Genomic DNA, 11,927 nt, shown 5'->3' with positions numbered 1-11,927 from the left:
CGCACTTGCAAAACCAAAATGTTTGGTTAAAATACACGAAGTTTAAGGGCTCTTAGCTCAGTTGGTTAGAGCAGCGGACTCATAATCCGTTGGTCGCAGGTTCAAGTCCTGCAGGGCCCACCATCTTCAAACCATCTATTTTCAAACATTCTCAGACGTTGTTATACCTGTTTTGTGACAATCAACTCGTAAACGATTAGGTAAAACACTTATTAAAATAAAATATAAAGTTTAATTATACGGAATGAAGCTAAAAGCGAAACGTTAGAGCCACTTACTCACATCTAATGCACTATAGGTTAAAATAACCTTGGCTCCTGCCCGCTTGATTGCAGTTAATGCTTCAAGGGTTACAGCCCTCTCGTCTAGCCAGCCTTTTTCAAAGGCGGCTTTCACCATCGCATACTCGCCACTAACATGATAGGCTGCAATAGGAAGTGTTGTTGATGATGAGACATCTTGAATAATATCAAGGTAACTCAACGCGGGTTTAACCATAAGAAAATCAGCCCCCTCTTCTTCATCCATTTTGGCTTCTTTTAAGGCTTCTTTTTTATTGCGAAAATCCATTTGATAACTCTTTCGATCCCCCTTTAGTGCACAGTCACACGCACTTCTAAAAGGTCCATAAAATGCTGAAGCATATTTAACTGCATAAGACATAATCGCAACTTGGTTAAAATCGTTTTGATCAAGTGCATAACGCATAGCTTGAATCATCCCATCCATCATCCCGCTAGGTGCGACAATATCTGCTCCTGCTTGTGCATGACAAACGACTGTTTTTTGTAAAATATCAAGCGTTTGATCATTATCAACCTCATCATTGTGTACAATCCCACAATGACCATCGTTAGTATAGGCACATAAGCATACATCTGTGGCAACAATTAATTCTGGGTGTAACATCTTAATATTACGGATTGCTTGTTGCACAATCCCATTACTATCATAGTTTTCAGTTGCATACTTGTCTTTTGTTTTAGGGATACCAAACAACATGACTGACAGGATCCCTGCTTCTTTTATGGTCTTAATAAGCTCAGGCAACCGATCAATCGACCAGTGATATTGATTGGGCATACCGTTTATTTCACGTTTGATACTTTGTCCATGCACAACAAAAATAGGATACATAAGATCAGTAATATTAAGTTTAACCTCAGCAATCTGTTCTCTTAACATTGCTGTACGACGTAACCTTCTTGGTCTTGTGACCGGAAAAAAACTCATTCTAGCTATACCCTATTGTTTTTTTGGTTTCTTACGATATAAAACCGAAATATTACCAATCATTTGTACAAGTTCACATTTAACTTTAATGCAAATTTCTTGTGTTGTGGCTTGACATGTTTCTTTTTCGATCCCCGCAATTTTGACTTTGATAAGTTCATGAGCGGCTAACGCGTGATCAACTTCAATAAGTACATTTTCAGTTAATCCTTTTTCACCAATAAACACAACTGGATTTAAGCTGTGTGCTTGGGCTTTGAATTGTTGTTTTTGTTGTGACGATAATGCCATATGTTTTCCTTAATTTATCCTTTATTTTGCAAGGGATGATAGTTCAGCAAGTAATGCTTCAATCGCCAATTGCTTATTTACATTAAAATGTTTGCCTTCATAATCTTTTAGTTTTAATAAACGTTGATAATACTTATAAATCTCAATATGAGTATGTTGGTTACAAAATAGAGCCAGTAACTCAATCTGGTCAATAAAAGATACTTTATCAATTTTAAGCTTATAATAAAAAGCATCAATCATAAAACTCGTTAGCCAATATAAAGCATCCTGATATTGTAGATTTAAATCAATTGTCATAGCTAAAACAGGCAACTGTCTTGATAACACTTTGATCAACTCGCGACGTATATTCCAAAAATCTTTATTCGCTTTAATTCTATCAATAATGGCAAGCTGTAATTGACTCATTTGCAATGCTTTCAACGCTTCGTTTTGTTTCATCTGATATTTAAGCATCAAGTATTGGCATTTCTGCTCAAAGTCCAAACCAATATTAAACACTTGAACACGTGATCGTAAGGTTGGAATCACCCATTGTAAATTGTTACTTGTCATTACAAAATAAGTATTTTGCGGAGGTTCTTCCAAACTCTTTAATAACGCATTAGCCGCTGAAGTATTAAGTGCTTCTATTGGTGCAATGATTACCACTTTTGCATGAGATTGATAGCTACTTAAATAAATTCCTTGTAACACACTTTTTACTTGTTCCAGTTTAATCTGTGTTTCATCTGGTTTTAAGTAAAAAATATCAGGAAATGCAGTTAAATCAGTAATGTGTTGTTGATTTAACAATGAGGCACACATATCAATTAATAAGCCATCTAAATCAAGCTTGTCAATATTATGCAATAATATAGCATGTGCAAGGCTTTTATTTTTCTCTAATTGCTTTATTTGATCTAAAAAACCTTGGTAATAAGTGCTGATGTTAACTTCTACCATATCGTGTTATGGACCAACGTGCTGGAATAGATTTAGAGTACTGTGACATAGTGCTGCAAATTTTGACTTTTTGATCTGGTATTCAACTTGGAATAAATTGTATTGACCTGTTTGATATTTCTCTAACAAATAAGCATCACTAGTCATAAGCGCATCAACTAAATTGAGCTCTAAAGCAGACTGACCAAACCAATACTCACCCGTTGCAACCTTTTCTATCTCTACTTTATTTCTAAAGTGTGTAATATGTTCCTTAAAGAGTCTATGCACGACTTCTAGCTCTTCTTTAAATTTTTGACGCCCTTCTTCTGTATTTTCGCCTAACATGGTTAAAGTGCGTTTATATTTGCCAGCAGTATGCAATTCAACATCAACCCCCTTATCAGACAAGAGGCGATGAATATTAGGTAATTGTGCAACCACTCCAATTGAACCAACAATCGCAAATGGTGAAGCAATAATTTGATCCGCAACAGATGCCATCATATATCCACCACTTGCTGCAACCTGATCAATAACAGCTGTTAGTTTTAAGTTAGCTTGTTTAACGCGTGCTAATTGCGCTGCGGCTAAGCCATAACCATTAACTGCTCCTCCTGGACTTTCCAGCTTAACTACTACCTCATCATCAGGCTTAGCTACTTGTAAAATTGCACTGACTTCTTCTGCCAAACTTTCTGCTTGCGAGGCCTTAATATCTCCATTAAAGTTGATAACAAAAACGTTGCTAAGTGCAGCTTTATTTTTATGTAGCAACTTTTGTGCCTGTTGGTGCTGTTTTTGTAGTTTTTTAAACTCTGTCTTATTAAATATTTCATGTGCCAATTGCTGCTGACTGTTTTGATATGCTTTATTTAGCGATTTAATGTTTAATTGCCCTTTTTTTGCGCGCTTAGCTTTTGCCGATAAGCCAACAATAAGTGCAAAAACTATTACAATAGCAAGTGCAACTGTCACCACTTCTAGTATAAAAAACAAATAATTGACGGCATGATTTACCCACATTTTTCTACTCCTAATGTCGGCGATAGATTTTTTTCATTTGCTTTGGTAAAGTGCGCTGAAACGACTCACGTGCAAAAATACGCTCTGCATACTTACTAATTTCTCCTAATGATTCATCTAGTGCAATGCCCTGCTTGGGTAAAGCATGTAACAGTGCAGCCAAAGAGCAATCTGCAAGTGTCATCGTATCAGACATAAAAAACTCATTTTCTGAAAAAATAGGTTCAATTGCACGAAAACTATCCACCAATGCTGCTTTGGCCTCTTCTACCTTTGCTTTATCTATAGCAGCTAAGATAAAGTTAAGTAACAAATACCACTCCCGATCGATACGCTTCATTGCCAAACGTGTCCGAGCACGCTCAACAGGGTAATTAGGTAACAATGAAGGTGCTGGATAACGCTCGTCAATATATAACATGACAACTTCAGGATCATAAATCACATAGTCACGTTCTTTCAAAATAGGTAGAATGCCTTCTGGATTAAGTGTAAAAATTTGTTCTTTATCTTTTTTCTCATCAAGCTCTACTACCTTGAAATTCATACGTTTTTCTTCTAATGCAATACATGCACTGTGTGAGTAAGGACAGTCTTTTTTAACATAAAGTGTGATATACATGAAATGCTTTTATCTACAAAAAAATGATCCGACAATGTTAAATGGTTTAACTGGCATGGTCAATTGCTTCGCATTTGAAAATCAAAATATAAAGTATCACATGACAATTCTAACTAAAAGTATTAAGATGCGCGCGTTTTGATTTTAAATCAACCTTTTAAACAACGAGGATCGGGGAATGTTAAAAATATTACACTTCTTGCTTGCTATTACTGTTATTGGTATTGTACTTTATCTTGCCAGCATGAATCGTAAAAATATTAAAATTCGTTTTATTATTCAACTTATCATCATTGAAATCATTGTAGCTTATTTTTTATTAGCTTCTAACGGTGGAAAAGAAATCGTTCAAGTCATATCCCTTGGATTTGATTATATTATGCAATATGCAACTGAAGGCACAAAGTTTGTATTTGGATCAGTCGTACCAAACGATAAATTTGTCTTTTTCTTCAACGTCTTAATGCCAATTGTATTGGTCTCCGCTTTAATCGGTATTTTACAATATTTCAAGATTCTACCGCTTATTATTTGTGGTGGTGGTTGGTTACTGTCCAAAATCAATGGCATGGGTAGACTAGAGTCCTTTAATGCACTTAGCTCTTTGATCCTTGGTCAATCTGAGAACTTTATTGCTTATAAAAATATCCTCTCACAAATCTCTGAGCAACGCATGTACACAATGGCTGCTACTGCAATGTCTACTGTATCTTTGGCGATTGTTGGTTCCTACATGCAAATCCTAGATGCACAATATATTATTGCTGCATTGATATTAAATATGCTTAGCACCTTCATTGTACTGCATGTCTTAAACCCCTATAACCAAGAACAAGAAAGAAGTTTTGAAGAAATGTCTCTACAAAGCCAACACAAACAATCCTTCTTTGAAATGCTAAGTGAATACATACTCGATGGTTTCAAAATTGCCATTATCGTTGGTGCAATGCTGATTGGTTTTATTGCCTTACTTGCAATGCTCAACGGCATTTTTAATGCTGTTTTTGGTATAAGCTTTCAAGCACTTTTAGGCTATATTTTTTCCCCTTTTGCATGGATTTTAGGTATCCCTGCAAGTGATATGGTACAAGCTGGTGGCATTATAGCAACTAAACTCGTCTCAAATGAGTTTGTGGCTATGCTTTATCTCAAAGATCACCTTACAGATTTTTCTTCACACAGCATAACTGTGCTTTCTGTTTTCCTTGTTTCATTTGCCAACTTTGGTTCAATTGGGATTATTGTTGGTGCCGTACAAGCGCTAGATACAGAACGTGCTAAATTCGTTTCTCGTCATGGCTGGCGCTTGGTCTTTGGTGCAACAATGGTAAGCTTTTTATCCGCTTTAATTGCAGGATTTGTTGTTTAAACGATAATTCCACTTCATGTTTTACTATCAAATTTCAACAAATTAAAAAACCAAGATTTATATAATTTGCAGGATTTACATTTGACATTAGCAATTAACTTTACCAATATTTCTCTTAATTTAAATCCTAAAGACTTTAATTGTGGGTACATTAATTAAGGAACTACCATTCATGAGCGCAACAACTGCGAAGCTTAATACACTGATCCACTGCTATCAAAAAATGTATAGCATCCGCCAAATTGATAATACTGAAGCCGAACTTGTCAATAGCGGCAAGGCTAACTTTTTAGCTTCATCCAAAGGTCATGAGGGTGCTGCGATTTTTGCTGAATACCTTAAACCCTCTGATTGGTTGCATTGCCACTATCGTGACAAGCCTTTGATGCACGCTCGTGGCGTCGAGGCAACAATGTTCTTCTATAGCTCATTGTGCAAAGCCGAAGGTGTGTCAAATGGGCGCCAAATGGTGATTGGCATCAGCGAACGCAAACTTAATATTGTGAGCATTGTTACTCCAGTTGGCAATCAGGCTTTACCTGCGGCAGGTATTGCACAAAGCATTAAAGGTCTGATAGATCAACCAATTGTTTATTGTGGAATGGGTGATGGTACTACTCAACAAGGTGAGGTAATGGAAGCATTTGCTGAGACAAAGCGTCGCAACCTTCCTGTACTATTTGTTGTTCAAGACAATGAATATGCAATTTCAACTCGCACTCAAGGTAAAACATTTTTCTCTCTACCAAATAATAAAAAACCAACTGAATTTTATGATATTCCTATTACTCACATTGATGGTAGCAGACCATTTGAATATCATGAGCAAATTGAAAGCATCATTGCTCAAATGCGTAAAGATCGTGCACCTCATATCATTATCTTTAAAGTAGAACGTCTAAAAAGTCACAGTAATGCTGATGATCAGCGTATTTATCGCGATGAAAAAGAGCTTGTTCGTATTGAGCAAAACGATCCTGTTACTTTAAGTCGCCAATATCTTTTAAATGCAGGCGTTAAAGAAAACTTCCTACAACAATTAGAGAACGATACAAAAAAAGCGGTTAAAGACGCGGTAGAACTTGCTTTACAAGGCACCACACCTAAAGCGTGTTTTAATGCTGAACGCTCCTTGCCAGCACATTTATTACCACATGCTTATGAGTATCGTGGTGATTTTTCACAACAAACTCGTATTGGAATGGGTGCTGCAATGCGTGAAGTATTTCGCCAACGTTTATTGCATGATGATCGTGTTTATCTTTTGGGTGAAGACATCGAAGATGAAAAAGGTGATGTTTTTGGTGTAACCAAAGGTTTATCCACTCAGTTTCCAGGTCGAGTTATCAACAGTCCATTAGCCGAAGCCACCATCTTGGGCGTGTCTATCGGGATGGCACTAACTGGTAAGCGCCCCGTTGCCTTTATTCAGTTTGCTGATTTTATGCCACCCGCTTACAACTTACTGTTTACTGAGCTTGCAACCATGTATTGGCGCTCAAACGGTGACTGGGAGTGTCCTGTAATTGTGTTTGCAGCTTGTGGTGGTTATCGCCCAGGTCTTGGTCCTTTTCACGCTCAAACTAATGAAGGTACATTTGCTCACATTCCTGGAGTTGATGTTTATATGCCCTCTAATGCTTCAGATGCAGCAGGCATGCTTAATGCTGCTTTTGAGTCTAATCGACCCAGTGTATTTTTATATCCTAAAAAGCTCTTAAACAATACAAGTATTGAAGATACGACTTCAACTGATGTCAATAAACAAATCGTGCCCGTTGGCAAAGCACGGATTGTTAAAGCAGGTTCAGATATTACATTTGTTGGCTGGGGAAATACAGTATCATTGTGCCAAGAAGTTGCAGACACTTTAGCAACCGTTGGTATAGATAGTGAAATTATTGATCTACGCACAATTAAACCGTATGACTTAAGCACAGTTTTAGCTTCAGCTGAGAAAACTGGATACTTAATCGTCACTCATGAAGATAATTTCACATGTGGGGTTGGTGGCGATATTATTGCCTCTGTCGTAGAACAGGCAAAAAGATTGATTAAAGTAAAACGTATCACCCGTGCCGATACTTATGTGCCTTGCAATTTTGACAATCAAATGGAAGTATTGCCCTCTTACGAACGTATTTTAACCGCTGCGACCCAATTGCTTGACCTGTCATTAGAATGGGAAGTGACAAATCATAACGATGTGGGCTTTTATAATATTGAAGTTATTGGTGCAAGTCCTTCAGATGAAAGCGTTTTGATTACCGAGCTTCACGTTAAGGTTGGTGATTATATTAAAGTCGGGGATAAACTGGTTGATTTAGAAGCCAGTAAATCTGCAGGCGAAATACTCTCTCCAAGTAATGGGGTAGTGGAGGAAATCTATGTTAATGAATCTGAACGCGCAACTGTTGGTGAGAATTTATTAAAACTTAGATTGCCTGAGGGAAGTCTAAATGATCAAAAAATTCAAAAACGCCCTATTTTAATACGTAAAATCCAAGAAGAAATAGCAAGACAGAACAAACCACATAGTATCTATCCTGTTGGAATTAGTACACCTTGTTTTAAAACAGGCTCAAGGCTTGTGACCAATGATGAGTTACTGACGAACTTTCCTGATCATCAATCTGAGGATATTATTAATCGTACCGGTATTGAATCACGCTTTTGGCTGGCGAAAGATGAGAATATTATCGATCTTGCAGCGAGCGTTGCTAAAGATGCTTTAAAACAAAGCAATTTAAGCTTAAGTGATATTGACATGGTCATTTGCTCAACCTGCACCCCAGATCAGTATCTCTCACCTTCTATGTCATGTTTGATTTTAGAGAAACTTTATCATACTTATGGCGAGCAAAACATTCCTGCTTATGATATTAATGCTGCCTGTAGCGGTTATTTGTATGCTTTACAAAGCGCACGTGATTACTTACAAACAAGACCTAATAAACGCGTCCTTTTGATTAGTGCTGAATATATGACTAAGCGTTTAGATCAAACTGACTTTGATACTGCATTTCTATTTGGTGACGCAGCGACTGCTACGATTATCAATGGTGATGCTTACAAAAATGACTCAAAAGCGATAATCGACGAAATCTCATTGACTGCAACAGCTGAAAATGGCGATATCCTAAATGTCCCAACTGCCAAAGATGCCTTTACACAATTACAAGGTAAAAAATTATTCACATTTGCGGTTAAAACCATGTCAATGATTATGCACAAATGTTGTCAACAAGCCAACATTACACTCAACAGCGTGGACTTAGTAATTCCACATCAAGCCAACCAGCGCATTTCCAATGCCGTTGAAAAACGTTTAAAAATGCTCCCGGGAACACTTTATAGTAATATCGCACGCTATGGAAACACCTCTTCATGCACGATACCAATTGCTTTAGCTGAAACGTTAAATCAGCGACCAGCAGGTAATAAAGTTGCCCTTTGTGCTTTTGGCTCAGGTTTTACCGCTGCTGCTGCGCTTTTAAGCACGAAATAGTTTGCAATTTGACTTAAAATCGTTAGATTTAGCAAATGATAATAGCTGGAAGATATAACAAATTCTTATATGACCAACAAAAAATACGCTAGCAATATAAATTGAACATTGCTTAATTAAAATGAAAGAAAAAATTAAAAACTAAGAATAAACCATGACGAAAAACCTTGTAATTGTAGAGTCTCCTGCAAAGTCTAAAACAATTAAAAAATACCTTGGCAGTGATTTTGAAATCCTTGCTTCTTATGGACACGTTCGTGATTTAGAGCCTAAAGAAGCTTCCATTGACGTTGAAGATAACTTTAAAATGAAGTATCAGCTCATTGAACGCAACAAGCGTCATATTGATGTCATTAAAAAAGCGGCAAAAACAGCAAACCATATTTATTTAGCAACAGACCCTGATCGTGAAGGTGAGGCAATTTCTTGGCATATTTATGAGCTTCTAAACGATGCAAATCTATTGAAAAATAAAATTGTGCATCGAATTGCTTTTAATGAAATAACGAAATCTGCAGTAACCGCAGCCGTTGCCAATCCACGTACACTTGCCATGGAACTTGTTAACGCTCAGCAAGCAAGACGGGCTCTTGATTTTTTGGTTGGCTTTAAGCTTTCTCCACTCTTGTGGAAAAAAGTGCGTCGCGGTCTTTCAGCTGGACGTGTGCAAAGCCCAGCTCTTAGGATGATTGTAGAGCGTGAACTTGAAATCGAAAGCTTTCAATCACAAGAGTATTGGAGCATTACTGCTGAGCTTAAAAAACGTAAAAAGTTCTTTGCTAAATTAAGCCAATTTAATTATCAAAAATGCGAGCAGTTTAGTTTTACAAATGAAACTCAAGCCATACAGGCACTTGATATTATTAAAAAAGATACCAATGATGAGCTTATCGTTCACAGCATCGACAAAAAGCAAAAACGACGCAATCCGCTGCCTCCTTTCATTACATCAACCTTGCAGCAAGATGCTGTTAGAAAATTGGGCTTTACCACTAAAAAAACGATGATGTTAGCCCAACAGTTGTATGAAGGCATAGATTTAGGTGCTCAAGGTGCCGTGGGTTTAATTACTTATATGCGTACAGATTCAACCAGTTTGTCACAAGATGCAATCAGTGAAATCAGAACCTTTATCGCTAAAGAATATGGTCAAGACCATTTGCCGAGTAAAGAACAGATCTACAAAACAAAAAGCCAAAATGCTCAAGAAGCACATGAAGCGATTCGTCCTACTTCCGTATTACATAAGCCACAAGATTTAAAGACCTTCCTAACGAATGATCAACTTAAGCTATATGATCTTATTTGGAAGCGTACAGTTGCTTGCCAAATGATCCATGCATTAATGGATACGGTTGCTATTGAGTTTATGACTGAAAACAAAGCACATGCTTTTAAGGCGACAGGTTCTGTGATTGCCAAGCCTGGCTTTTTAGCAGTTTATCAAGAAGCAAAAGATGAAGACGCATCAGTTGATAGCGACGAAGGCTTGATTTTACCTACAGTTAAAGAAGGTGAAAAAATTCCAGTCATCGACATCATTGGGAAGCAACATTTTACGGAGCCACCGCCTCGCTATAGTGAAGCTTCTCTTGTTAAAGCATTAGAAGAATACGGTATTGGTCGACCTTCTACTTATGCCACCATTATTTCTACTTTACAACAACGTGACTATGTTATTTTAGAGAAAAAACGCTTTAAACCAACGGATGTAGGGCGGATTGTTAATAGCTTTTTAACCAATTATTTCCATCACTATGTTGAATATAGTTTCACTGCAAAACTTGAGGATGAGCTAGATAATATTGCAGAAGGTAAAATTGACTGGATTCCGGTTTTAAAACAATTCTGGGAGCCTTTTATCAACCAAATTACCTCCATTGATGAAAGCATTAAAAAAAGCGATGTCACCCATGAAAAAATGGATGAAGATTGCCCCGAATGTGGTCATAAGCTTTCGATTCGCCTTGGTCGCAGTGGACGCTTTATCGGTTGCACCAATTACCCAGCATGTACTTATACACGTGCTATTGTCAAAGATAATGAGGAGTCCGTTGAAAAGGAGGCACCTGAGATTGTCCCAGATCGAAAATGTCCTGAATGCGAGTCGGATCTGTTGATCAAACAAGGTCGATATGGCAAGTTTATTGGCTGCTCGGGGTATCCTAAATGTAAACACATGGAACCATTGGAAAAGCCAAAAGACTTAGGAATTCAATGCCCGAAATGCAAAAAAAATAACTTTGTTGAAAAAAAATCACGTAAAGGCAAGGTATTTTATGCGTGTGCAGGATTTCCAAAGTGTAAGAACTCATTTTGGTATCCGCCCATTCAGGAAGAATGTCCTAAATGTCACTCCCCTATTTTGTTGCACAAGACAACAAAAAAAGACGGTGAGCAAAAAGTTTGCCCTAATACAGAATGCGATTACAGCATTAACTTAAATCAAACCGAACAACCCACAATGGAATAGCAGTATAGGTTTCCCAGATTGTCTTATCGTATTCATTCGCCCACATGCACTCAAACCCAGCTTGTTTGAAGCCCAAGTTCAGTCCCCCAGCACCAGAAAACAAGCTAACTACTTTCATTTTTACCCTTGCTTTGGATGCTTAATTTATTTTTAAATAAGGTTTTTGGTGAACTCAAAAGCTGAATGTCAAACTTTAATGATGGTTCAACTTTTGAGCTTGCATTATGGATTCTAAATGATATTTTTCAATCATGATCCATTAATAAAATCAAGGTATTTTTGCTGCCATTCTTAAATGATATATCTAAGATTTCAGTTGAAAGCTTCACCAAAGGTGTTTGAAACTTAGGTAGAACTATTCTGAAACAATTTCCAGCTTTTAGCTATAAGGACTATTTTGAGTAAGATATCAAAATAGTTAACAGCTTTATGATTTTACCGTTAATCCAAATTAAAAAATTTAACAGGGATTTGCGTT

General features: G+C 37.1%; 10 protein-coding genes and 1 tRNA gene. 4 read left to right on the top strand and 7 right to left on the bottom strand.

Translation table 11 applies throughout. From position 1 onward, the window contains the following. Positions 1-46 precede the first annotated feature (46 nt). Positions 47-123, top strand: a tRNA-Ile gene (locus M1V25_RS00615). 141 nt (positions 124-264) lie between these two features. Here M1V25_RS00615 and hemB read toward each other — a convergent pair. The 5 genes from hemB to M1V25_RS00590 are packed head-to-tail and all read right to left on the bottom strand — an operon-like array spanning position 265 to position 4,099. After that, complete coding sequence (gene hemB / locus M1V25_RS00610) at positions 265-1,233, bottom strand: porphobilinogen synthase (RefSeq protein WP_498842135.1); 969 nt, start codon at positions 1,231-1,233, stop codon at positions 265-267. 12 nt (positions 1,234-1,245) lie between these two features. Further along, positions 1,246-1,524: a ribosome assembly RNA-binding protein YhbY gene (gene yhbY / locus M1V25_RS00605; RefSeq protein WP_498842134.1), complete on the bottom strand. Its 279-nt coding sequence runs from the start codon at positions 1,522-1,524 to the stop codon at positions 1,246-1,248. A 21-nt stretch (positions 1,525-1,545) separates the two neighbouring features. Beyond that, positions 1,546-2,472 (bottom strand): DNA polymerase III delta subunit-related protein, encoded by a 927-nt coding sequence (locus tag M1V25_RS00600; RefSeq protein ID WP_498842133.1) that lies wholly within the window; start codon positions 2,470-2,472, stop codon positions 1,546-1,548. Positions 2,473-2,478: 6 nt separating this feature from the next. Continuing rightward, positions 2,479-3,477, bottom strand: a complete 999-nt coding sequence (gene sohB, locus M1V25_RS00595; protein ID WP_498842132.1) for a protease SohB — start codon at positions 3,475-3,477, stop codon at positions 2,479-2,481. A gap of 10 nt (positions 3,478-3,487) precedes the next feature. After that, positions 3,488-4,099, bottom strand: a complete 612-nt coding sequence (locus M1V25_RS00590) for a glutathione S-transferase N-terminal domain-containing protein (protein ID WP_116963119.1) — start codon at positions 4,097-4,099, stop codon at positions 3,488-3,490. Between the two features lie 178 nt (positions 4,100-4,277). Here M1V25_RS00590 and M1V25_RS00585 point away from each other — a divergent pair, with 178 nt between their 5' ends. The 3 genes from M1V25_RS00585 (at position 4,278) to topA (ending at position 11,449) form a co-directional block, all read left to right on the top strand. Continuing rightward, positions 4,278-5,468 (top strand): NupC/NupG family nucleoside CNT transporter, encoded by a 1,191-nt coding sequence (locus M1V25_RS00585; protein WP_116963118.1) that lies wholly within the window; start codon positions 4,278-4,280, stop codon positions 5,466-5,468. A 172-nt stretch (positions 5,469-5,640) separates the two neighbouring features. After that, a complete protein-coding gene (locus tag M1V25_RS00580) occupies positions 5,641-8,976 on the top strand; it encodes a beta-ketoacyl-ACP synthase 3 (RefSeq protein ID WP_498842131.1) in 3,336 nt (1,111 codons plus the stop codon). Between the two features lie 154 nt (positions 8,977-9,130). Continuing rightward, the gene (topA, locus tag M1V25_RS00575; protein ID WP_498842130.1) at positions 9,131-11,449 is read left to right on the top strand and encodes a type I DNA topoisomerase; all 2,319 of its coding nucleotides are present in this window, start codon (positions 9,131-9,133) and stop codon (positions 11,447-11,449) included. Here topA and M1V25_RS00570 read toward each other — a convergent pair. Next, positions 11,412-11,567 (bottom strand): DNA cytosine methyltransferase, encoded by a 156-nt coding sequence (locus M1V25_RS00570; protein ID WP_116963115.1) that lies wholly within the window; start codon positions 11,565-11,567, stop codon positions 11,412-11,414. The two genes, topA and M1V25_RS00570, sit on opposite strands and share 38 nt — an antisense overlap. Then, complete coding sequence (locus M1V25_RS00565) at positions 11,554-11,691, bottom strand: HaeIII family restriction endonuclease (protein ID WP_204723350.1); 138 nt, start codon at positions 11,689-11,691, stop codon at positions 11,554-11,556. The genes M1V25_RS00570 and M1V25_RS00565 overlap by 14 nt, the downstream gene beginning before the upstream one ends. Positions 11,692-11,927 lie beyond the last annotated feature (236 nt).

It is taken from the genome of Candidatus Nebulibacter yamunensis (assembly GCF_024208055.1).
Classification (GTDB): domain Bacteria; phylum Pseudomonadota; class Gammaproteobacteria; order Francisellales; family Francisellaceae; genus Caedibacter; species Caedibacter lacustris.
This window is presented reverse-complemented; position numbering and strand designations above follow the sequence as displayed.

Bases quoted from the DNA above. Each gene is read 5' to 3' on its own strand.
- hemB (WP_498842135.1), bottom strand. From the start codon at position 1,233: ATGAGTTTTTTTCCGGTCACAAGACCAAGAAGGTTACGTCGTACAGCA.
- yhbY (WP_498842134.1), bottom strand. From the start codon at position 1,524: ATGGCATTATCGTCACAACAAAAACAACAATTCAAAGCCCAAGCACAC.
- M1V25_RS00600 (WP_498842133.1), bottom strand. From the start codon at position 2,472: ATGGTAGAAGTTAACATCAGCACTTATTACCAAGGTTTTTTAGATCAA.
- sohB (WP_498842132.1), bottom strand. From the start codon at position 3,477: ATGTGGGTAAATCATGCCGTCAATTATTTGTTTTTTATACTAGAAGTG.
- M1V25_RS00590 (WP_116963119.1), bottom strand. From the start codon at position 4,099: ATGTATATCACACTTTATGTTAAAAAAGACTGTCCTTACTCACACAGT.
- M1V25_RS00585 (WP_116963118.1), top strand. From the start codon at position 4,278: ATGTTAAAAATATTACACTTCTTGCTTGCTATTACTGTTATTGGTATT.
- M1V25_RS00580 (WP_498842131.1), top strand. From the start codon at position 5,641: ATGAGCGCAACAACTGCGAAGCTTAATACACTGATCCACTGCTATCAA.
- topA (WP_498842130.1), top strand. From the start codon at position 9,131: ATGACGAAAAACCTTGTAATTGTAGAGTCTCCTGCAAAGTCTAAAACA.
- M1V25_RS00570 (WP_116963115.1), bottom strand. From the start codon at position 11,567: ATGAAAGTAGTTAGCTTGTTTTCTGGTGCTGGGGGACTGAACTTGGGC.